The organism is Collinsella sp. CLA-ER-H4 (assembly GCF_040092395.1).
Taxonomy (GTDB): domain Bacteria; phylum Actinomycetota; class Coriobacteriia; order Coriobacteriales; family Coriobacteriaceae; genus Collinsella.
Genome location: NZ_JBBNLQ010000012.1, coordinates 1 through 22006 on the forward strand (window position 1 = coordinate 1; position 22006 = coordinate 22006).

Genomic DNA, 22006 nt, shown 5'->3' on the forward strand with positions numbered 1-22006 from the left:
CATTTCCCCGGACAGGACCACCTTTGCCGCCGAGACCTTGAACTGCCTGTCGTATCGCTTTCTTCTTTGGGTCATCTTGAACACCTTTCGCTCTTAACTAGGTGTCCAATTCATCATACCCACTCCACAATTGGGAATCTTCCGATGCGCCTTCGCACGCTCGCACGACCTCGATACCATGCGAGCGTGCGAACTCGACGAGCTCTGCGTTGCGGGCGTTTATGGTGCCGAAGGCGGCGGGGCACACAATAAGGCGCGCACAGTGGACGAGGAGCTCTTTGGCGCGGGCTATGGTTTTATCCCCGATCGGCTCGAAGGCGCGCTCGGCCACGCATTCCGTCGCCAGGTCGCGCGCGAGCTCGCAGTCGATGTCCCCTTCGTGCAGAACGCCCGCGTAGAACGCCTTGCCCTGCCGGATGAGCTGGCGAAACACAGCCGACCCCGTACCTGCGCCGGCGATGACGAACGTGTGCGCATCACCGTGTGGGCGCCCAATTTCCACGCTGCCGAAGCGCTCGTTGAAGGTGCCATGCTGAAGGCCGTAGAGCTCGCCAATTGTCTCGCGCGTGAATATGTCCTCGGGTGCGCCGGCGCGAAAGACCCGGCCGTCCTTCACGCAAATCACCTTGTCGGCGCTTTTCTGCGCGAGCTCGAGTTCGTGGATGGACATGATGACAGCCACATTCCGCGATTTCGCAAGGTGGCGAAGTATTCGCAGCAGGTCGATCTGGTAGCGGATATCGAGATACGACGTGGGCTCGTCGAGCACGAGCACACGCGGATCCTGCGCGATGGCGCGTGCGAGCATGACGCGCTGGCGTTGCCCATCGCTTATCTGCATGAAGTCGCGCTCGGCGAGCTCTTCCACATGTGCGGTTTTCATTGCCTCGTCGACCCGACTATGGTCGTCGGGCGAGAGTGTGCCCATTCGCCCGGTGTAGGGATGTCTTCCCGCCTCTACGATATCGCGGCAGGTGAGGAGCTCGGTCCGGGGGCGATCTGTCAGCATAACGGCAAGGTTCCTTGCGAACTCCGCCGTCTTCCATCGGGAAATCTCCCGTCCGTCGAGCTCTACCGCGCCGGCAAGCGGTGCAAGATGGCGTGTGATGGTTTTCAAGATGGTCGACTTGCCCGAGCCGTTCGGCCCGATGAGCGCCACGACGTCGCCCGCGCGAACCTCCAGATTGACACCTTCGACTACGATCTTCTTGTCGTAGCCCGCCGACAGGTCGCTTATGCGGAAAAGCGGCGCTCCGTCAGCCTGCGTTTCGACCGGGGTTTCGAGGTTCGACTCCGCTCGGAGCGTTTTGGGCCGCGGCATGAATTCCCCCATCTACCTCACCCGCTTCTTCAGCATGAGCGCGATAACCACCGGCGCGCCGAAGATGGCGGTGACGGCGCTGATGGAAAGCTCGACGGGAGAGAACAGCGTGCGCGCGATCAAATCGCAGCCCGCGCAGAAGATGGCGCCTCCCAAGAAGCACGCAGGAATCACGCTGATGGGCTTCGACGACTTCAGCGCCGACTTCACGAGATGTGGAACCGCGATGCCTACGAACGACACCGGACCAGCGAACGCGGTCACGCAGGCGGAGAGCATGCTCGCTAGAAGGACGAGCACCACGCGGAAGCGTGCGACGTTCACGCCGACGCTTTTCGCGTAGGCTTCTCCTAGCTGGAAGGCGGAAAGGGGCTTCGATATCGCGAATACGCATGCGCTCATGGCGATCACCACGACCGTGATGACCGCGACGTCGTCCCAGCCCGAACCCGAGAAGCTACCCAAAGACCAGTTGTGCAGGTTCACGATGGACTGGTCGTCGGCGAAGGCGATGAGGAAGTTCGTCGCCGCCGAGCAGATGTATCCCACCATGACGCCCGCCACGATAAGCATGGCCATGGAACTTATGCGCCGTGCGATGAGGAGCACGAAGCCGATGGTGATAAGCGATCCCAGAAACGCTGCGGCCACCATGGCCGGCGAGGACATGGCCTGGTTCGCGCCCAGAAGCACGATCATCGTAAGCGCGACGACGAACTTTGCGCCCGAGGAGACGCCCAAGATGAACGGGTCGGCGATGGGGTTGTTGAAAAACGTCTGCAGCAGGAACCCGGAGAGCGAAAGTGCCCCGCCGAGAAGCACGGCTGAAAGCACGCGCGGCAGGCGAATCTCCCAGATGACTTGGCTTTCCATGGAATTGGCCGCGCCGCCCGAAAGGATGCCGGGGATGTGGTCTGCGGGCACGAGCACGCTCCCGATGCACAGGTTGGCCCCGACGAGCACGATGATGACAACAGCGAGCAGCGCCGTCACGACTCGACACCGCGCGGCGCGCCCCGATTCGTCGTATGTCATGGAAAGCCGGCTTCTCATGACGCTAGCCAAGCTTCCTCAGATAATGGAAGTCGCTCGCGTCATCGCCGGTGAACGCCCCGTGCAGCTCGTCGATAATGTCGGCGGTAGAAGTCATCTGCTGGTACATGTCGGCGCTTGTGACCCAGACGTTGCCGTTCTTTACGGCTTTGAACTGCGACAATAGCGCGTTTTTGCCTACGAAGTCTTTCAAGGTGGCAACCGATTCGTCGATGGTGCCGTTGTAGACGATGATGTCGGCATCCTTCGCCGTCGCGTAGAAGCGCTCCATTTCGAGCGTTACTGACGAACCTGACGTCGATGCCGTCTGCGCGTCATCGAGCGCGTAGCTGCCGCCTGCAAGCTCGATCATCTGCGCCACGTAGTCGCCCGCCCGCCGCGTGACGGCGGCCCCGTTCGAGTTAATGTAGAAATACGCCACGGTTTTACCTGACGACGCGAGCCCCGACGTTTGCTCGACGCGAGCCTTCTGCTCGTTGAACAGGTGCGCGGCCTCGTCTTCCTTGTCGAATAGGACGCCGAAAAGCTTAATCCACTCGACGCGCCCGAGTGCTTCGGGCTCGCTCGACGACTGTTCGGTGAGCACGACGAGCCCGAGCTTCTGCAGCTTTTTCTTCACATCGGGCGTGTGGTTGATCATGGTGTTCTCGATGGCGAGCGTGCAGCCCGAGGCCGATATTTGCTCGTAATCGGGCGCGCTGTACTTGCCGCCGTAGGCGATCGCCCCACTTTCGAGCGCGCTTTTGAAGCCCGCGACCGAGCAATCGTCGGCCTTCGTGCCCGACATGAGGATATTGTCGTTCGCATCGAGCGCGTCGACCAGGCACATCGTCGCCGACGACACGAGGTACACCTTGTCGGCGGGGCGCCTTATGACCGCGATGTCGGAGCTCAACCCATCAGGTACCTTCGCATCTTGCGGCACCACGAGGAAGCGCTCCCCGTTCGAAATGCAGATAAGCCGCAGGCCGCCTTCGAACTCGTCGACAGTGAAGTGCTCGGCGTATTCAAGCTGAAGCGTCCCCGTCGGCTTCCAGCCGCAGCCCAAATCGGCGTTGTGGAAGTCGGCCGCGGCGCTTGAAGCCGTTCCCGCAGGGGAGCCGCCGCTTGCTTCGTCGCCCGATTTCTCCTTCATGGTGGATGAGTCGAAGTAGAGCGTGTAGTCGATGGTGTGCGGCGTCGACATGGCGACGGTCTCGGCCGACACGGCGATGTCCTCGTCGAGCGTGACGGGTATCTCGAACGTGGAGTTGCCGCCGTCGTTTACGGGCGCGTAGTCCACGCCGTCGACGGTCATCTTGTCGTAGTTCGAACTCGACCAGGTGATGGTCGCGGTGTAGGTGTCGCCATCCTTCACAATTGTGGTGGGTGAGGCGATGCTTGCGCGCCCTGACCCGCCGGAGAGCGAGACGCTCACAGTGTATTCCTGAGAGCCTGCCGTGCCACCGGTCGCGTTCGGGCTCGCACTGCACCCCGCGAAGGGAAGCGCGAGCAGGGCGACGAGAACGCAGGCGATCGCGCGCACCGCGATGCTGCGACGCTTCCTGCTTTCCCCCTTGGGAAGAATCGACCGCATGGCGTTACTTCAGTGCGTCGGCGCGCAGATCGACGCCGGCGGATTCGAACACGAGCGTGCGGTCGTACCACTGCTCTTTTCTAATACTCCACGCGGCGCAGGCGGTGTCCTCGTCGAGCGCTTCAACGGGCACGTCGTAGGTGTACTTGCCTTCCGCGTTTTCCACATAGGGGATGAAGTCGGCCTCGCTCGCGGCGGCAGCCTCGTCGCCCGTGCCCATGAAGAGCTTGCCGTAGCCCGTGCCGGAAAGCGTCATCACGCAGTGCATGGAGCCGTTTTCCACGATGAGCTGGGCGTCCACAATCCTGAACATGTTCGAGCTGGAATCTACGGTGATCGGATAGGTGCCGTCGGCCACCTTGTCGGCGGTGATGGGGGCAGCGCTTGCGCCCTCGGGCGCATCGGCCGCCTGTTCGGTCTTTTCCTGGGAATCGGCATCGCTTGCCTTTGCGCTGTCGATTGAATTTCCGCCGCAGCCGGCGAGCGAGAACGCGAAAAGCGCCGCTGACAGGGCGAAGGCGAGGGTTTTCTTCAACATGGAGGGGGTTCCTTTCAATCGCTTCGACCGCCCGCGCCGTGCGGTGGGCGGGCGGGATGCGAATGCAACGGGCATGCGCCGTCAGTCGGGGAAGGCGCATGCCCGTTGCACGGGGACGCGACCGGCGCCCCCGTGCGCGGCGAGTTTACAGCTTGGCGATGGCGTCGTCCACGTGCGAGACGTAGATTTCGTCGACCGCGACGTTCTGTCCCAGACCCTGGAGCAGGCACGTCACTTCGAAGCCGGCGGCCACGAACTTCGCAGCCCAGCTGTCGGGGTCGGTCTCGTCTGCCATGTCGTTGTTCGCGTGGTCGCCCGCGACCACCATGAACGGCGCGAGCACGGCCTTCTTGTAGCCTGCGGCGCTCGCGGCGGCGATAACATCCTCGCAGGTCGGTTCAGCCTCGACGGTGCCGACGAAGAACTGCGTCAAGCCCTCGTTCTTAAACACTTCCTGCATCTTGGCATAGTCGGCGTTGGAATCGGCTTCGGTGCCGTGACCCATGAGGCACAGCGCCGTCTTGCCGTCGTCGAAGGACGCCATGTTCTCCTTAATGGCTGCGGCCACCTTCTTGTAGTCGTCGTCGGAGGTGAGCAGCGGGTCGCCGAGCGAGATTTTGTCGAACTTGTCGGCGTACTTGTCGAGCTCGTCTTTCACGTCGGTGTATTCCAGGCCACCCATGAGATGCGTCGGCTGCACGACGATTTCCTTCACGCCGTCTTCCACGCAGCGGTCGAGCGCCTCGGTCATGTTGTCGATCGTGATGCCGTCGCGCTTCTTCAGCTTATCGATGATGATCTGCGCGGTGAAGGCGCGGCGGATGTCGTAGTCCTGCCAGTACTTCTCGCGGATAGCGTCTTCGATGGCGCCGATGGTGATGTGGCGCGAGTCGTTGTAGCTCGTGCCGAAGCTCGTGACGAGGATGACCGGCTTCACGGCCTTCTCCTTTTCACTCGATTTCTCGGAACTCGCGGAGGTGTTGGAGCAGCCCGCGAGCGCGACTCCGGCGAGCGCGACGGCTCCGGTTGCTGCGGCGCCCATGAAGCCGCGGCGTGACATCTGGTCGGACATGGTTTTTCCTTTCCTCGGTTTGCCGGTCCCCCGGCGACAGTTGCTTGTCGGCACAAGCGAAAGAAAAGCGCACCCCTCGGGGTTCACAAGGAGCTAACGCCACGGCGATGCCGTGAGGAAAAGGCGAAGCAGTCTGGCTTGGGGCGCGAGGCGGTTCGCCCGCGCGTCCTATACAGTAATGTCCCTTGCCCAGGATTCCCACCTGGTTCCCTCCGCAAGCCAGCGCGGGCTGTGCGGGCGCCGCGCCGGTCATTTCCTTTTATCCGATTGTCATATGCTCGTTGCCGAATCTTTTACTATGATAGTGGGCACTTGTGAACGTGTCAAAGCCAGGGCGGGCGGCATTGCGCCTCCTGCCTGCGTATTTGCGCCGATTGCCGCCGCAGGCGCCGTGTTTTGCCCGCTGCGCGAATGGCGGCGTAAACGGTTGCGATGAGAAACGGGAAGGGAAGGCTCGGATGATTCATATCGTTGGCGCAGGCTCGGGCGCCGCCGACCTTATCACGCTGCGCGGGGCGCGCCTTCTGCGCGCGGCCGACGTGGTCGTTTGGGCGGGAAGCCTTGTGAACCCCGAGCTGCTCGCTGAGTGCAAGGAATCCTGCATCGTCTACGACAGCGCGCACATGACCTTGGAGGAAGTGCTCGACGTGATGTGCGCGGCAGATGCGCGGGGCGAGGAAGTGGTGCGCCTGCACACGGGCGACCCGTGCCTGTACGGCGCCATCCAGGAGCAGATGGACGCGCTCGACGCGCGCGGCGTGGACTACGAGGTGGTGCCCGGCGTGTCGAGCTTTTGCGGTGCCGCGGCGGCGCTTCGCCAGGAATACACGCTGCCGGGAATCAGCCAGTCGGTCGTGATCACGCGACTTTCCGGACGTACCCCCATGCCCGCGGGCGAGGGCATGCGCACCATGGCGGAAAGCGGCTCGACTATGGTCATCTTCCTGAGCTCGGGTATGCTCGCCGAGCTTTCCGCCGAGCTTTTGGCCGCGGGCCGCAGCTCCGACGAGCCGGCGGCGCTCGTGTACAAGGCGACCTGGCCTGAGGAGCGCGTGGTGCGATGCACAGTGGGCACGCTCGCCGATGCGGGCGCGCGAGAGGGCATCGACCGCACGGCGCTCGTGGTGGTGGGCCGCGTGCTCGGGGCTCGCGGCGGGCTTGCGCACAACGGCGCGCAAGCGGAGTCGTACGAGCGCAGCAAGCTTTACGACCCTTCGTTTGCCACGGGGTATCGGAAGGCGAGCAGTTAGCGTGGCCTTCGAGCACTACATATATACCGGGACGACCCGCCTGCGCTGCGGCTACACCACGGGGAGCTGCGCCGCGCTCGCGGCGAAGGCAGCCTGCGAGATGCTCTTGTCACGAAAGCCCGTCGGCCTCGTGTCGATCGTCACCCCCGGCGGGCTGCCCGTCGAGACGGACGTGGTCGACGCATGCATCGGCGAGGGGTGCGCCCAGTGCGCCGTGCGTAAGGACGCGGGCGACGATGCCGATGTGACCGACGGCGTGCTCGTGTACGCGCGCGTGGAACATTCGGGGTCGGGCACGGGTGCTGCGGACAGCAAGGACGTGCCCGCGCACGAATCGGAAGTTTCCGTCGATGGCGGCGTGGGCGTGGGGCGCGTGACGTTGCCCGGGCTCGAGCAGCCGGTGGGGGCGGCCGCCATCAACGCGACGCCGCGCGCGATGATCACTTCGGCGGTGCGCGAGGTGTGCGCCGCGCACGGCTTTTCTGGAAATATTGCTGTGACGATTTCGGTACCCGAGGGCGTTTCCCTAGCCGAAAAGACCTTCAACCCGCACCTGGGGATAGAGGGCGGCATCTCCATCCTGGGCACGACGGGCATCGTCGAGCCTCGCAGTCTCGCTGCCTTGCGCGACAGCATCGAGCTCGAGATCCGGCAGCATGCGGCTATGGGGCGGCGCGGAGTCGTGCTCACGCCCGGCAACTACGGCGGGCAGTTCATCTCGGGGCATTTCCACCTAAACGGTGCGCCGGTGGTCTTCATCTCCAACTTTGTGGGCGATGCGATTGATTGCTGCGTTCGCGAGGGATTCACCAATGTCCTTCTTGTGGGACACATCGGCAAATTGGTGAAGGTCGCGGGCGGCATCATGGACACCCATTCGCGTACCGCCGACTGCCGCGCGGAGATTCTGGCCGCCCACGCGGCCATGGCCGGCGCGGGCGCGAAGACCGTGCGCGAGATCATGACGTCCGTCACGACCACGGTGGCGCTCGAGGTAATCGAGGCCGCCGGCGTGGGGGACGCTGCGCGCGCCTCGCTCGCTGCGGCAATCGAGGACAGGTTGCGCCGCCGCGCGGCGGGCGCATGCGACATCGCCGCGGTCGTGTTCGACGCGGAGCGCCGTGAGCTTTTCCGCACGTCGGGCGCCGATGCAGTTATCGGGGAATTGGGGGCGACGTATGAGTAAAGGCGTGCTGTATGGGGTGGGCCGCGCAATCGGCTGGCCAGGGACGAAGGTGGCTATGAAGGCGCGCCGCTCGCTTGCGGACACGAAGCGTATCCTTCGCGAGGAGGGCACCTTCGACGGTGCCGAGCTCGTAGAGGACTGTGGGCTTCCGGGCGAGCGCGTGTACCGCTCGCTCGACGATGTGCCCGATCGGGGCAGCTACTTCTCGACGATGGTGGTGCGCTAGATGAGGGTTTCCTGCATAGCGTTCACTGAGAGGGGGTATGCGTTGGCGGAGCGCACCGCACGCGCGCTTTCCGATTGCGCGCAGACAGGTGAAGATGACCCTGGCTGGGACGTTTCCGTTTCGCGCGGGTTCGGCGAGGGGAAGGCCGACCTGCGCGCATGGACGGCGCTCACGTGGGAAGCGTCGGACGCGCTTCTGTTCGTGGGCGCGGCGGGCATCGCCGTGCGGGCGATCGCGCCGCATGTCGCCTCGAAGGTAAACGATCCCGCGGTTGTGGCGATCGACGAGGCGGGGCGCTTTGCCGTCCCGCTTTTGTCGGGGCATTTGGGCGGTGCGAACGAGCTTGCGCAAACTGTGGCACGCGCGGCAGGGGCCATCCCCGTCATCACCACGGCGACCGACGTCCGCGGCGTGTGGGCGGTGGATACGTGGGCGCGCTGTGCGGGGCTCCCCGTTTCGAATCCCGAGGCCATCAAGCGAGTGTCGGCGCGGCTGCTTTCTGGCGGGCGCGTGGCGCTCTATTCCGACATGCCGATTTCGGGACAACCGCCTGAGGGAGTTGACATTGCGTCCGACCGCGCTCGGGCCGATATCGTCGTGTCGCCGTTTGCTGGCGCGAATGAAGGTGCGTCCGTTCGCGTGGCGGAGACAACGGGCAAGGTCGTGCCCGCCGGTGAGACGGGGAAGCCGGCGGGCGTGCGGGCGCAGGCGCCTGCGCCCGAGCCGCTTCGCCTTGTCGTGCCCTGCATCGTTGCGGGCATTGGGTGCCGTCGCGGTGCGTGCGCCGAAGCGATCGAGGAGGCGTTTCTTCTCGCGTGCGGGCAGGCGGGTATCTCGCCTTCGGCCGTGCGCAAGGCGGCGACGATTGACGTGAAGGCGCACGAGGAGGGTCTGCTCGCCTTCTGCCGCGCGCGCAACATTCCGCTTGCGACGTATTCCGCAGATGAGTTGTCGCAAGTCGAAGGCAGCGTTTCGCCATCTGATTTCGTGCGCGCGACGGTGGGGGTTGACAACGTGTGCGAGCGCGCGGCGCTCGCGGACGGGGGCAAACTTATCTTCCCGAAGCTCGCTCATGGCGGCGTGACCGTCGCGTTTTCCAAGGTAACTATCGAACTTTCGTTTAAGGAGCGGTGATGGGAAAGCTCTTCGTGGTGGGGATCGGCCCGGGCGGCCCCGACGGCATGACGATTGCGGCCCGGCGCGCGCTCGAGGCGGCCGACATCGTTGTGGGGTACACGAAATACGTGGAGCTCGCGCTCGCCGCCGTGCCCGACGCGGCGCATCTCGCGACGCCGATGATGCACGAGGTCGAACGGTGCCGCCTGGCGCTTTCGCGCGCGCAGAGCGGAGAAGCCGTGGCGCTCGTGTGCAGCGGTGACGCGGGCGTGTACGGCATGGCGAGCCCCGTGCTGGAGCTTGCGGAGGACTACCCCGATGTAGACGTGGAAGTTATCGCCGGGGCCACCGCGGCTCAGAGCGGGTCGGCGGTGCTCGGCGCCCCGCTTGCCCACGACTTCGCGGTCGTGTCGCTCTCCGACCTGCTCACGCCGTGGGAGGTCATCGAGCGCAGGCTCGCCGCCGTGGCGAGCGCCGACTTCTGCATCTGTTTGTACAACCCGCGCAGCAGAAAGCGCGCCGACAGGCTCTCACGCGCGGCGAAGATTATGCTCGAATGGAAGGCCCCCGACACGCTCTGCGGCTGGGTACGCAACATCGGGCGCGAGGGGCAGCAGTCGGGCATGTGCAGGCTCTCCGAGCTGGGGGAGATCGACGCCGACATGTTCACCACCGTGTTCGTCGGCAACGCGGACACGAAGCTCGTAGGCGGCCGTATGGTCACGCCGCGCGGGTATCGGGAGATTCCATGCGAAAGGTAACGATCATCGGGGCGGGGCCCGGAAACCCCGACTTGCTCTCGCGCGCGGCGCTCGACGCGATCGACATCGCCGATGTGGTCATCGGCGCTCATCGCGCGCTTGCCGGCATCGACGTGCCGCCCGACGTGGTGAGATGCGAGCTCGTGAAGACGGCGGACATCGTCGCCGCGCTCACCGATGCGGCGTCGTGGCAGCGCGCCGTGGTCGTGATGACGGGCGATGTGGGGCTGTTCAGCGGCGCGCGCCGCCTGGTGGAGGCGCTCTCCGGCAACGCGCAGGTGGACGTGCGCGTCATTCCCGGCATAAGTTCAGCGTCGTATCTCGCCGCGCGCCTCGCGCGTCCATGGCACGATTGGCGCTTTGCGAGCGCTCACGGCGTGGCGTGCGACATCGTGGCCGAGGGCGAGCGCGCAGGTGAGCTCTTCCTCGTCACGTCGGGCGGGGAAGACCCCTCGCGGCTTTCCGGCGAGCTTGTGCAGGCGGGCTTCGGGGACGCGCGCGTGACGGTGGCCGAGCGCCTGTCGTACCCCGACGAGCGCATCATCTGTGCGACCGCAAGTGAAATCGCAGGTCAGACGTTCGACGACTTGAACGTGATGCTTATCGATTTCGCAGGCGGCGCCGGGTCGCCTGCGGGCTCTAGCGCAGCCTCCGAGGCGCCGGCCGGCGCGTCTGCGCCCGCGGCGACTTCTTCCGTGGTGGACTCTGCGGGCGCATCCCGCGCCGCGAGCTCCCGCTGGCCGTACGCTTCCTCGGGCATTCCCGACGAGCTCTTCATCCGCGGTGACGTTCCCATGACCAAGCAGGAGGTGCGAGCCGTCGCGCTCGCGAAGCTGCGCCTTACCGCGACCGACACCGTGTGGGACGTCGGCGCCGGCACGGGGAGCGTGTCGATCGAGGCGGCGCTCGTCGCGCGAGCGGGGTCGGTATGGGCGGTCGAGCGCAACGCGACCGGCGTGCGGCTCATCCGAGAGAACGCGGATGCATTCGGGTGCGGCAACGTGTATGCGGTCCCCGGCGTCGCTCCCGAAGCGCTCGCGAAACTGCCCGTCCCCGACGCCGTGTTCGTCGGCGGGAGCGCGGGCGAGCTTCCCTCCATCGTGGAGGCGGCGCTCGAGAAGAATTCGCAGGTTCGCCTGTGTGTGCCATGCGTCACCATTGAGACACTCACTGAGGCGTGCGCGCTCCTCTCGGGTTCGCGCTTTAAGGGGTTCGAGGCGTGCCAGTTGTCGGCCGCCCGCGCCGAGGCTGTAGGCTCGCATCATCTTATGAAGGCGCAAAACCCCGTGTTCCTCGTCAGCGCGCGTGGTGCAGGTGGGGAAGGCGGTGCCCGGTGAGCACGTCCATCCCGCGCTTCATGGTCGCTGCGCCCTCGAGCGGGAGCGGCAAGACGGTCGTAACGTGTGCGCTCCTGCGCGCGCTCGCGCGCCGCGGCCTTGCATGCGCGGCCTTCAAATGCGGCCCCGACTACATTGACCCGCTCTTTCATCGCCGCGTCGTGGGTGCGCGCTCGGGCAACTTAGACGGTTTCTTCACCGACGCCCCGACGCTGCGCGCCCTGCTCGCACGCGGCGCCGCGGGCGCGGATGTCGCGGTGCTCGAGGGGGTCATGGGCTTCTACGACGGCATGGCGCCCGGCGTGGCCTACGCGAGCAGCTACCAGGTTGCGCGCGACACGGAAACGCCGGTCGTTTTAGTGGTGAACGGGCGCGGGGCGTCTTTATCGCTCGCCGCCGTAATCCGCGGCATCGCCGAGTTCCTGCCTTGTGCGAACGTGCGCGGCGTCGTGCTGAACAAGACGAGCGCCGCTGCCTGCGCCTACGCGAAGCCTGCGATCGAGAAGCACACGGGCGTCGCGGTTTTGGGTAATATCCCCGCCGACGAGGCGTTCTCGCTCGAAAGCCGGCATCTGGGGCTTGTGACCGCCGACGAAGTCAAGCAGCTCTCCGCGCGCATCGACAAGATGGCCGAGCTGGTGGAAAAGAGCGTCGACGTCGACCGCTTGCTCGAAATAGCGGCGACGGCACCCGATATCCGCGAGGAACCATACCGGTTGGAGCCGATCGCGGGAGCGCGGCCCATCGTCGCCGTCGCGCGTGACGAGGCGTTCTCGTTCTACTACGAGGAGAACCTGCGCGCGCTCGAGGACCTGGGTTGCGAGCTGGCCTTTTTCAGCCCTCTGTGTGATAGCGAGTTGCCCCGGGGGACAAGCGCCCTCTATCTGGGGGGCGGCTACCCGGAGCTCCATGCGCGGCAGCTCTCCGAGAACGCGCCGATGCGCGAGGCGGTGCGGCGCGCGGTGGAATCCGGCATGCCGACGGTCGCCGAATGCGGTGGGTTTCTGTATCTGCAGCGCGAAATCGCCGATAGCGAGGGGCGGCGCTGGCCTGTTGCGGGCGCCCTTGAGGGCGCAAGCGAGAACGGGGGAAGGCTGTCCCATTTCGGGTACGTGGAGCTCACTTCTCAACGCGACGGGCTCTACGGGCCGCGCGGCACACGCATCCGCGCGCACGAGTTCCACTACTGGCAGTCCACCTGCCCGGGCGGCGACTTCTGGGCGCAGAAGCCCCGGCGCGACAAGGGCTGGCCGTGCATGACGACCACCCCGTCCCTGGTTGCGGGCTTCCCGCATGTGTACTATCCTGCGAACCCCGACGTTGTGCGCGCGTTTGCATCTGCCGCAGCGTCGTTCGCAGAGAGGAGACGGCATGGCTGAAGCAACCGAAACCGCGCTTGCCTGCATCCGCGAGGAAGTCGAGCGCGCGTTCTCGTCGGCGCCGGGCGCCGTGCTCGAAGCCGCGCTCTCCCGGATCGCGCCCGCAGACGAGTGCGCCCGCGCCGCCGCGTACGCCGCGTGGGACTCCATCGCGCACCCCTTGGGGGGATTGGGCGACTTTGAAGACGCCGTCGCGTGTATCGCCGCAGCTCAGGGGAGCGCCGAGGTGGCCGAGTTTCCCCGTGCGCTCGCGGTATTCTTCTCCGACAATGGGGTCGTTGCCGAAGGCGTGTCGCAAAGCGGACAAGACGTGACGCGAGCCGTCGCGCGCAACATGTGCGAGGGGGCCACGAGTGCCTGCCGCATGGCGGCGTTCGCGGGTGCCGAGGTCGTGCCCGTCGACGTGGGTATGGCCCGGGGCATAGAAGACGCGCGCATGGTGCTCGCGAACGTGCGGCGGGGGAGCGGTAATATCGCGCACGGTTCCGCTATGTCTCGCGATGGGGCCGTGCGCGCGATCGAAGTCGGAATCGCCGTCGCGTGCGGGCTTGCCCGCGCCGGCGTGCGCCTTCTCGCCGCGGGCGAGATGGGCATCGGCAACACGACCACCTCGGCGGCGGTGGCCGCAGTGCTCCTCCGGGCGGACGCACGGAGCCTCGTCGGGCGCGGCGCGGGGCTCTCGGACGCCTCGTTCGCGCGCAAGCGCGACGTGGTCGAGCGCGCTATCGACGCGAACTCTCCCGATCCCGCCGACCCGATCGACGTGCTCTCGAAGGTGGGCGGCTTCGACATCGCGGCGATGTGCGGCTTCTACCTGGGGGCCGCGGCCTCGAAGGCGCCGGCGCTCCTCGACGGGGCCATATCCTGCACGGCGGCCCTGTGCGCGGCGCGCCTGTGCCCTAACGCCTTGGGCTACCTCGTGGGCACCCACGCATCAAGCGAACCCGCAAGCCAGGAGCTCCTTCGCGAGATCGGCATTAAGGCACCCCTCGACGCAGGCATGCACTTGGGCGAGGGCGCGGGCGCCATGGCGTATCTGCCCCTTCTGGATTCGGCGCTGCGCGTGTACCGGGATGGGAAGACGTTCACGGCGACTGGCATGGCTGCTTACGAGCATTTCGAGGCCGGGAAATGACGGTGACGCTCGTCATCGGCGCCGCCGCGAGCGGCAAGAGCGCCTACGCCGAGTCCCTGTGCCTCGGGCACGATGGCCCTCGCGTGTACCTGGCAACGATGGAGCCCTTCGGGGAAGAGGGCGCCCGCCGCATCGCGCGCCATCGGGCGCTGCGCGAGGGCAAGGGGTTTTCCACCCTCGAGCGCACGCGTGACGTGGGCGCCGCAGTGTCCGGGCTTCCGCGCGGCTGCACGCTTCTTTTGGAGGACGTGGGCAACCTGGTTGCAAACGAGCTTTTCGCGGAAGGCGGCTTGTCCCCACGTGACCCCGACGCTGCGGCGCGCGAGGTGCTCGGAGGCATCGAACGGCTCGCTCAGGCCGCTGCGTATACGGTGGTGGTCACCGTCGACGTGTTCGCCGATGGGATGCGCTACGATGAGGGGACCGAGGCATGGAGGCGCGCGCTCGCGCGCGTGAACGCGGGCGTGGCGGCGCTGGCCGACCGCGCAGTCGAAGTGGTATGCGGGATTCCCGTGTGGATGAAAGGCGAAGGACCTACAAGGTGAAGATAGCAGAGGCAATCGGCGCGGCGTTCGGAACGTTCTCGCGCATCCCCGTCCCGAAATCGGCCTGGACCGATTTCGGATCAACCCATGCGCTTGCCGCGTTTCCCCTGGTGGGCCTTGCGGAAGGCTTCCTCATGACGGCATGGGGGCACGTGGCGAACCTGCTCGGCGTGCCCGCGACCATCGTCGCGGCTGTGCTCGTGGCGCTGCCTGTGGCGGTGACGGGAGGCATTCACCTAGACGGGCTCTGCGACACCTCCGATGCGCTTGCAAGTTGGACCCCGCGCGAGCGAAAGCTCGAGATCATGCACGACCCGCGGGCAGGCGCCTTCGGGGTCATCGGTGTTGTCATGTACCTTATTCTGCAGTTTTCCCTGTTCACCGCGCTGCCGCTTACGGCGGGGGCGTTCCTCGCGCTTCTGTGCTCGCTCGTGTTCTCCCGCGCGCTTTCGGGGCTCGCCGTAGAATGCTGGCCTGCCGCGCGGGCGGACGGCATGGCCGCGGGACTCTCGCCTGCTAAGAAGCGCGCGGCGATCGTCGTGCCGCTTTGCGCTTTCGCTGCGGCTTCGGCTGCAGGGATGGTCGCGTGCGCTCGGGCCGTCGGCGCCCTTATGGCGGTGGCGGGGCTTTTGGCGCTCGCGTGGTACCGTCATGTTGCCCTGTCCCGCTTCGGCGGGGTGACGGGGGATTTGGCCGGATGGTTTCTGCAATGGGCCGAGCTCGCGATGCTTGCCATGCTGGTGGCGGGGGGTATGCTCCTATGATTCTCGTGGTAGGCGGCGCGCATTCGGGGAAGAGGACCTTCGTGCGCGAAAAGCTCGGGTTCGCGGCGGACGATTTCGTCGACGCGGCGCAGCTTGCGGAGGGCGGCGTGCCCGCGGCTTTTGCCGGCCGCGTCGCGTACCATGCTGAGGAACTCGTACGCGCGCTCGACGCTGACCGGGCGCTCGAGCGGCTGATCGGCTTCGACGCAGTGATTCTGTCCTTGGTCGGCTCGGGGGTCGTCCCTATGCATGCGGAAGACGCCCAATGGCGCGAGCGCGCGGGGCGCCTGGGATGCGCGCTCGCTGCGCGCGCCGACGTCGTCGTGCGCATGACGTGCGGGATTCCCCAGGTCATCAAAGGAAACCTTGCCGATGCTCCTCGAGGGACGCAGGGCGCGGGCGCGCCTTTGGAGGTCGTCTTCGTGCGCCATGGTGCCACGGCGGGCACGGAAGACCATCGCTACAGCGGGGCGGGCACCGACGAGCCCCTGTCGAGCGCGGGCGAGCGCGCTTTGCGCGACCTCGCGTGCGATCGTGACGTGTTCCGTGTTATCACGAGCGGCATGGCCCGCACCGACCAGACGGCGCGCATCCTCTTCCCGAACGCGGAGCTTATGGCGTGCCCCGGTCTGCGCGAGATGGATTTCGGTGACTTCGAGGGGCGAAGCGCCGCCGAGCTTAAAGAGGATGTGCGCTACCGCGCCTGGGTAGACTCTTGGTGCGAGACGCGCTGCCCGCATGGCGAGGGCAAGAGCGATTTCACCCGCCGCGTCGTCGCGGCGTTTCGGGAGGCGTGCGAATCGGAGCGCGCCCAGGGGAGTGGGCGCGCCGTCTTCGTCGTTCACGCGGGTACCGTGAAAGCGCTGCTCTCCGAGCTAGCTGTCCCGAAAATGGGATATTTCGACGTGCATACCGAGCCGGGCGGCGCATGGGCCGCCACCTGGGATGGGCGCTGCCTTCGCGACGTTCGCCCCGCTTCGGGGGGCGATGCCCGGTGATGACGATTCTTGCCGCCGCCGCCGGGTTCGCAGCCGACCTTGCCTTCGGCGACCCGCGCTGGCTTCCCCATCCCGTTGTCGCCATGGGGCGCGCGATCACGTGGGCCGAAGGCCGCCTGCGGGGCTCATTCCCGCAAACGTCCGCGGGCACGCGCGCCGCAGGGCTTGTGCTTGCCGTGGCGCTTCCGCTTGCGTGTGGGCTTTTGACCTTGGGAATCCTGCATCTTTGCGGCATGGTTCACCCCGGCTTGCGCTTCGTGGCCGAGGCATGGGCGAGCTATCAGATTCTCGCGGCATGCGAGCTGCGCCGCCAGAGCCTGGCCGTGGCCCGCGCGTTCTCGAAGGGCGGCCTTGTCGCGGCTCGCGAAGCCGTCGGGCTCATCGTGGGACGCGACACGTCTGTTCTCGACGAGCAGGGCGTTGCGCGCGCCGCCGTGGAAACGGTGGCGGAGAACGCGAGCGACGGCGTCATCGCGCCGCTTTTCTACCTTATGATCGGGGGTGCGCCCTTGGGCATGGCGTACAAGGCGGTGAACACGCTCGACAGCATGGTGGGCTACAAAAACGAGCGCTACATCGACTTCGGCTGCGCCTCGGCGCGCCTCGACGATGCGGTGAACTGGATTCCCTCGCGCTTATCGGCCCTGCTCATGATCGCCGTGTGCCCGATCGTCGGGCTCGATGCTCGCGGGGCGGCGCGCATCTGGCGCCGCGACAGGCGTCGCCATGCGAGCCCCAACTCGGCGCAGACCGAGTCAGCGTGTGCGGGCGCGCTCGGGCTGCGCCTGGCAGGACCCGCGGTGTATTTCGGCAAGCTCGTTGAGAAACCGACGATAGGCGACGCGTCCCGCGAAATCGAGTGGGGCGACATCGCCCGGGCGACTAGGCTCATGCTCGCCGCGTCCGTATGCGCGCTCGTCGTCTTCGGTGCCGCACGCGCGGCGGTCGTGCTCGCCGTGGGGGCGATGGTATGAGGGAAGACCACGCCGCGTCCCGGGCTGCCGGGGGAATCCTGCGCGCCCGTGCGCATGGGGGTAGCACGCAATCGCTCGGCATCGCTTGCGAAGGGGGCGCCTCCGACCTCATTGACTTCTCGGTGAACGTGAATCCGGCAGGCCCCTCGCCGCGCGCCGTTGCCGCAGCTTGCAAGGCGCTTTCTCGAATCGACGCCTACCCCGATAGGGAAAGCCTCGCCCTCGTTCGCGCCCTAGCGCGTGCCCAGGGCATTCCCGAAGATACTATCGTCTGCGGCGCGGGCGCGTCCGACATCATTTGGCGGCTCGCCGCGGCGGTGCGCCCGAAACGCATCGTCGTGTGCGCGCCGACGTTCTCTGAATATGCGGAGGCGGCATCGTACTACGGCGCATGCGTGCAGGAGTTCCCGCTCTCCGAAGCGGACGACTTCGACGTGCCCGCCTCCTTCGCCCGCGCGATCGAGGGGCCGGGAGACGTGGCGTACATCTGCAATCCGAACAACCCGACGGGGCGCCTCGTCGACCCCCGCGTGATCGATGCCGCGGCTTGCCGCTGCGAGCAGGTGGGCGCGCTGCTCGTCGTGGACGAGTGCTTCCTCGGATTTGCGCCCGACGCCCGCGAAAGGAGCGTGGCCGCACGCGCCGCGTGTTCGCGCCATGTGGCCGTGCTCTCCGCATTCACCAAGCTCTACGGAATGGCGGGGTTGCGGTTAGGATATCTGATCAGCGGAAACGCCCAACTCCTCGAGGGGATTCGCCGGGCGGGGCAGGCGTGGCCCGTCTCCTCGGTCGCCGAGGCCGCGGGTATCGCCGCCCTGGAAGACGTCGAATACGTCTCGCGCACGCGCGATGTATTGGCGGGCGAGCGAGCGTGGCTTTCCCACGAGCTCTCCTCGCTCGGGCTTTCCGTCGTGCCGTCGGATGCGAACTTCCTTTTAGTCCGGACACCGGCGAAAGACATCCCCGAGCGCCTGTATAAACAGGGGGTTTTGGTCCGCACGTGCGACTCGTTTTCGGTACTGTCCCGTTTCTGGTGCCGCGTCGCGGTGCGCACGCGCAAGGAGAATGCCCGGCTTGCGATGGCGTTCGGCCGCGCGCTTCGGGTGGAAGGCGCATCGGGCGAAGGCGAACCCGACAAACGGGGCTGCGCTTCTTGCAGCGGCGCTATGGCGGGCGCGTATGGCCGAGGCTCGACGAAGGAGGTCGATACCCGTGGGTAGGGCGAAGCCCATCATGATCCAGGGCACCATGTCGAACGCGGGGAAGAGCCTGCTTGCGGCGGGGCTGTGCCGTGTGCTTTCGCAGGACGGCCTGCGCGTGGCTCCCTTCAAGAGCCAGAACATGGCGCTCAACAGCGGTGTCACGGCCGACGGGCTCGAGATGGGGCGCGCCCAGATCATGCAGGCCGAGGCGTGTGGCATCGTGCCCGACGTGCGTATGAACCCCATCCTGCTCAAGCCCGAAAGCGACCACCGAAGCCAGCTCATCGTGGCCGGCAAGGCGCAGGGAGCCTTCGCTGCGAGGGACTACTTCGCGCGAAAGAAGGCGCTCATGCCGCAGATTTTGGAGTCGTTCGATTCGCTCGCGGAGGAAAACGACGTCATCGTCATCGAGGGCGCCGGCAGCCCCGCCGAAATCAACCTTGCCGAAAACGACATCGTCAACATGGGGCTCGCGCGCGCCGTGTCCTCCCCCGTGCTGCTCGCGGGCGACATCGACCCAGGCGGGGTATTTGCCCAGCTCTACGGCACGGTCGCGCTCTTTGCGCCCGAGGATCGCGCGCTTTTGCGGGGGCTTGTTGTGAACAAGTTCCGCGGCGATGTGGAAATCCTCCGCCCGGGTTTGGCCCCGCTCGAGAAGATGTGCGGGGTTCCCGTCGTGGGGGTCGTGCCGTTTCTTACGCTCGACCTGGACGACGAGGACTCGCTCGCGCCGCGCCTATCTGCCCGCGAGGCGCGCGGCGTCATCGACGTCGCCGTCGTGCGCCTTCCGCATCTGTCGAACTTCACCGACTTCGACCCGCTTTCGCGCGTGCCCGGCATGGGCGTGCGCTACGTTTCCTCGACGACCGATCTGGGCCGACCCGACCTGGTGGTGCTTCCCGGCTCGAAGTCCACGCTCGACGACGCGCGCTGGCTTGCGGCTAGCGGCATCGGAGCCTGTGTACGCGCGCTTTCGGGCGCGGGCACGCCGGTGCTCGGCATATGCGGAGGCTACCAGCTTTTGGGAGACGAGCTTTCCGACCCGCACGGCAGGGAAGGCGCTGGCACCGCGCGCGGGCTCGGGCTCATCCCTGCAAATACGGTGTTCAAGGAGGAAAAGCGCCTCGCCCAGTCGGAGCTGCGCATCACGGGCGCCCAAGGCGCGTTCTCGGTGTGGAACGGCATGACGGCGCGCGGGTACGAGATTCACGACGGCGATACGACCGTCTCCTGCGCCCCTGCGGGCACGATTGGCGGCAAACCAGAAGGCGCGGCCTGCGGAAACGTGTTCGGAACCTATCTCCACGGCCTGTTCGACGAACCGGGGGTGGCACTCGCCCTCGCGCGCTCGCTCGCGCGCATGCGCGGCCTGCCCGAGAGCGTCGTGGGTGCTGAGGGCGCGGTGTCCGCGGCCGATCACCGTGCGCGCGAGTTCGACCGCCTGGCCGACTCCGTGCGCGGGGCGCTCGACATGGAGTATGTCTACCGCATTATCGAGGAGGGCGTATGATCCACGTGTATCATGGCGACGGCAAAGGCAAGACCACGGCGGCGATGGGGCTCGCCCTTCGCATGCTCGCCGCAGGCCGCCGCGTCGTCGTTGTGCAGTTCCTGAAAGACGGCGAAAGCGGGGAGGCGCGCCTGCTCGCCGAGCATTTCGGCGTGCCCGTGTTCGCGGGGAAGGCGTCGGACAAGTTTACCTGGTCCATGACGTCGGAAGAACTTGCCGCGACGCGCGAGTTGCACGATGGGAACCTCGCTTCCGCGCTCGCCGAGCTCGAGGGCGCGCAGGAGGGGCTGCTCGTGCTCGACGAGGCGCTCGACGCGCTTTCGAAGGGGCTTGTCGACGAGGCGCTCGTGGACCGCGCGCTCGATATGTCCGCGCGCGGCGTCGAAGTAGCGCTCACCGGGCGCGCGCCTTCCCGCAAGATCGTGGAGAAGGCCGACTACATAACCGAGATGCGGTGCGAGAAACACCCCTACGAGCAGGGGATATGTGCAAGGGAAGGAGTGGAGTACTAGATGGATTCCAAGGAGATGGCGCCCGGCGACATCGAGCGGCGCAGCTTTGAAATCATCACCGAAGAGCTCGGCGGCCGCACGTTCCCGCCGCTCGAAGAGCCCGTCGTGAAGCGCGTCATCCACACCACTGCCGACTTCTCGTACGCCGATTCCCTCGTGTTCACCCATGACGCCGCGCACTGTGCGCTCGACGCACTGCGCGCAGGGGCCACGGTGCTCACCGACACGAACATGGCGCTCGCAGGCATAAGCAAGCCCGCGCTCGCGAAGATCGGCTGCCAGGCCGTGTGCTTTATGGCCGACCCGGATGTCGCCGCAACGGCGCGCGCCGCGGGCACGACTCGCGCCGTTGCGAGCATGGACAAAGCTTGCGGCATCGAGGGTCCGCTCATCGTGGCCGTCGGCAACGCTCCCACAGCACTTCTGCGCCTCGCCGAGCTCATGGACGCGGGGAAGATCGCGCCCGCGCTCGTCGTTGGGGTGCCGGTTGGGTTTGTGAACGTGGTCGAGGCGAAAGAGGAGCTACTCGCGCGACGCGTGCCGGCCATCGTCGCGAGGGGTCGCAAGGGCGGCTCGACCGTGGCGGCCGCCATTATGAACGCGCTGCTCTACCAGATCACGCGCCCAGGCGGCCCGAAGTGACGGCCCCCGCATCCGCGCCGGCGCTGCGCATCTTCGCCGGCACCACCGAGGGCCGCCTCCTGTGCGAATGGGCGAGCGGGGCGGGAATCCCCGCCCGTGCCTACGCGGCAACCGAGTACGGAGGCGAGCTTTTGGGCGAGCTTCCGGGCATCGAGGTGCATGCGGGCAGGCTCGACGAGGCCGACATGGAGCGTGAGCTTTCCGGCGCGCGCATCGTCGTCGACGCCACGCACCCCTTCGCTACGCTCGCAAGCGGCAACATCCGGGCCGCTTCGCTCGCCGTGGGTGCACGATGCCTGCGCCTTGCGCGCCCGGTCGAGGTGCTGCCCAAAGGCGTCGTGTCGGTCGCGTCGATCGCCTGCGCGGCGCGCTTTCTCTCCGAGAACCCGGGTCGCGCGCTTCTCACGACGGGGAGCAAGGAGCTTGCTCCCTACACGCGCGTCGCCGATTTCGCGGAGCGCTTCTTCGTGCGTGTGCTCCCTCTGCCCGGTGCTATAACGAAGTGCATCGACGCGGGGTTTTCGCCGTCGCACGTCATCGGCATGCAGGGGCCCTTCACCCGCGAGCTCAACGAGGCGATGCTTCGGCAGGTGGGCGCCCAGTGGCTTGTGACCAAGGACTCGGGAACCGTAGGCGGCACGGCCGAGAAGATCGCCTCCGCGCGCGACGTGGGAGCGCGCTGTATCGTGGTCGCCCGTCCCGCCGAGGGAGGCGGGGCCCTTTCGCTTAGGGAAGTGGAAGACGCGCTCTTACGGGAGTTCGCGCGCTAGGCGCTCGCCGCGCATGCGTGCCCTCCCGCCTGCGAGGAGGAGCGCCCCGAGCAAGCTCGACCCGTACAAGCCTGTCATCCGCCAATCGCTCGAGGACGACGCACGGAACTGGCGCAAGCAGCCCTTCAATAAGTTGCGG

At 66.6% G+C, this 22006-nt stretch carries 22 protein-coding genes; 17 read left to right on the forward strand and 5 right to left on the reverse strand.

Features of this window, described 5'->3' with window-relative positions:
• Positions 1-97: 97 nt before the first annotated feature.
• From AAAX34_RS07760 to AAAX34_RS07780, 5 genes are all read right to left on the reverse strand, one after another.
• Positions 98-1333, reverse strand: coding sequence for an ABC transporter ATP-binding protein (locus tag AAAX34_RS07760; RefSeq protein ID WP_349110725.1), 1236 nt, complete (start codon positions 1331-1333; stop codon positions 98-100).
• Positions 1334-2374 carry an iron ABC transporter permease gene (locus AAAX34_RS07765; RefSeq protein ID WP_349110726.1) on the reverse strand — a complete coding sequence of 347 codons (1041 nt, stop codon included), beginning with the start codon at positions 2372-2374 and terminating at the stop codon, positions 1334-1336. It abuts the gene before it with no gap.
• Between the two features lie 4 nt (positions 2375-2378).
• Positions 2379-3950: an ABC transporter substrate-binding protein gene (locus tag AAAX34_RS07770; protein WP_349110727.1), complete on the reverse strand. Its 1572-nt coding sequence runs from the start codon at positions 3948-3950 to the stop codon at positions 2379-2381.
• 4 nt (positions 3951-3954) lie between these two features.
• Positions 3955-4488 (reverse strand): hypothetical protein, encoded by a 534-nt coding sequence (locus AAAX34_RS07775; RefSeq protein WP_035138217.1) that lies wholly within the window; start codon positions 4486-4488, stop codon positions 3955-3957.
• Between the two features lie 145 nt (positions 4489-4633).
• Positions 4634-5560 carry a sirohydrochlorin cobaltochelatase gene (locus tag AAAX34_RS07780; protein ID WP_117837190.1) on the reverse strand — a complete coding sequence of 309 codons (927 nt, stop codon included), beginning with the start codon at positions 5558-5560 and terminating at the stop codon, positions 4634-4636.
• Between the two features lie 458 nt (positions 5561-6018).
• Here AAAX34_RS07780 and cobM point away from each other — a divergent pair, with 458 nt between their 5' ends.
• The 17 genes from cobM to cobK are packed head-to-tail and all read left to right on the forward strand — an operon-like array spanning position 6019 to position 21867.
• Complete coding sequence (gene cobM, locus AAAX34_RS07785) at positions 6019-6810, forward strand: precorrin-4 C(11)-methyltransferase (protein ID WP_138112457.1); 792 nt, start codon at positions 6019-6021, stop codon at positions 6808-6810.
• 1 nt (position 6811) lies between these two features.
• Positions 6812-7996 carry a cobalt-precorrin-5B (C(1))-methyltransferase CbiD gene (gene cbiD / locus AAAX34_RS07790; RefSeq protein ID WP_316365785.1) on the forward strand — a complete coding sequence of 395 codons (1185 nt, stop codon included), beginning with the start codon at positions 6812-6814 and terminating at the stop codon, positions 7994-7996.
• Positions 7989-8222: a hypothetical protein gene (locus AAAX34_RS07795; protein ID WP_199576891.1), complete on the forward strand. Its 234-nt coding sequence runs from the start codon at positions 7989-7991 to the stop codon at positions 8220-8222. The genes cbiD and AAAX34_RS07795 overlap by 8 nt, the downstream gene beginning before the upstream one ends.
• Positions 8223-8264: 42 nt before the next feature.
• Positions 8265-9356, forward strand: a complete 1092-nt coding sequence (locus AAAX34_RS07800; protein ID WP_233506150.1) for a cobalamin biosynthesis protein — start codon at positions 8265-8267, stop codon at positions 9354-9356.
• A complete protein-coding gene (gene cobJ / locus AAAX34_RS07805) occupies positions 9356-10099 on the forward strand; it encodes a precorrin-3B C(17)-methyltransferase (protein WP_117769633.1) in 744 nt (247 codons plus the stop codon). The genes AAAX34_RS07800 and cobJ overlap by 1 nt, the downstream gene beginning before the upstream one ends.
• Positions 10087-11436, forward strand: a complete 1350-nt coding sequence (cbiE, locus tag AAAX34_RS07810; RefSeq protein ID WP_349110729.1) for a precorrin-6y C5,15-methyltransferase (decarboxylating) subunit CbiE — start codon at positions 10087-10089, stop codon at positions 11434-11436. The genes cobJ and cbiE overlap by 13 nt, the downstream gene beginning before the upstream one ends.
• Positions 11433-12815 (forward strand): cobyrinate a,c-diamide synthase, encoded by a 1383-nt coding sequence (locus AAAX34_RS07815; RefSeq protein WP_233504586.1) that lies wholly within the window; start codon positions 11433-11435, stop codon positions 12813-12815. Before cbiE ends, AAAX34_RS07815 begins: the two co-directional genes overlap by 4 nt.
• Positions 12808-13950 carry a nicotinate-nucleotide--dimethylbenzimidazole phosphoribosyltransferase gene (locus AAAX34_RS07820; RefSeq protein ID WP_349110731.1) on the forward strand — a complete coding sequence of 381 codons (1143 nt, stop codon included), beginning with the start codon at positions 12808-12810 and terminating at the stop codon, positions 13948-13950. The genes AAAX34_RS07815 and AAAX34_RS07820 overlap by 8 nt, the downstream gene beginning before the upstream one ends.
• Positions 13947-14495: a bifunctional adenosylcobinamide kinase/adenosylcobinamide-phosphate guanylyltransferase gene (locus AAAX34_RS07825; protein ID WP_035138231.1), complete on the forward strand. Its 549-nt coding sequence runs from the start codon at positions 13947-13949 to the stop codon at positions 14493-14495. Before AAAX34_RS07820 ends, AAAX34_RS07825 begins: the two co-directional genes overlap by 4 nt.
• Positions 14492-15259: an adenosylcobinamide-GDP ribazoletransferase gene (locus tag AAAX34_RS07830; protein WP_035138233.1), complete on the forward strand. Its 768-nt coding sequence runs from the start codon at positions 14492-14494 to the stop codon at positions 15257-15259. The genes AAAX34_RS07825 and AAAX34_RS07830 overlap by 4 nt, the downstream gene beginning before the upstream one ends.
• Positions 15256-16257: a histidine phosphatase family protein gene (locus AAAX34_RS07835; RefSeq protein ID WP_250787119.1), complete on the forward strand. Its 1002-nt coding sequence runs from the start codon at positions 15256-15258 to the stop codon at positions 16255-16257. The genes AAAX34_RS07830 and AAAX34_RS07835 overlap by 4 nt, the downstream gene beginning before the upstream one ends.
• Entirely contained in the window at positions 16257-17231 is a 975-nt protein-coding gene (cbiB, locus tag AAAX34_RS07840; RefSeq protein WP_250787120.1) for an adenosylcobinamide-phosphate synthase CbiB, read from the forward strand. The genes AAAX34_RS07835 and cbiB overlap by 1 nt, the downstream gene beginning before the upstream one ends.
• Positions 17228-18451: a threonine-phosphate decarboxylase gene (locus AAAX34_RS07845; RefSeq protein WP_250787121.1), complete on the forward strand. Its 1224-nt coding sequence runs from the start codon at positions 17228-17230 to the stop codon at positions 18449-18451. The genes cbiB and AAAX34_RS07845 overlap by 4 nt, the downstream gene beginning before the upstream one ends.
• The gene (locus tag AAAX34_RS07850) at positions 18444-19943 is read left to right on the forward strand and encodes a cobyric acid synthase (RefSeq protein WP_346976484.1); all 1500 of its coding nucleotides are present in this window, start codon (positions 18444-18446) and stop codon (positions 19941-19943) included. The genes AAAX34_RS07845 and AAAX34_RS07850 overlap by 8 nt, the downstream gene beginning before the upstream one ends.
• Positions 19940-20455, forward strand: coding sequence for a cob(I)yrinic acid a,c-diamide adenosyltransferase (locus AAAX34_RS07855; RefSeq protein ID WP_035138235.1), 516 nt, complete (start codon positions 19940-19942; stop codon positions 20453-20455). Before AAAX34_RS07850 ends, AAAX34_RS07855 begins: the two co-directional genes overlap by 4 nt.
• Positions 20456-21097, forward strand: coding sequence for a precorrin-8X methylmutase (locus tag AAAX34_RS07860; protein WP_195544695.1), 642 nt, complete (start codon positions 20456-20458; stop codon positions 21095-21097).
• Entirely contained in the window at positions 21094-21867 is a 774-nt protein-coding gene (gene cobK / locus AAAX34_RS07865) for a precorrin-6A reductase (protein ID WP_195544696.1), read from the forward strand. The genes AAAX34_RS07860 and cobK overlap by 4 nt, the downstream gene beginning before the upstream one ends.
• The last annotated feature ends 139 nt before the right edge of the window (positions 21868-22006 follow it).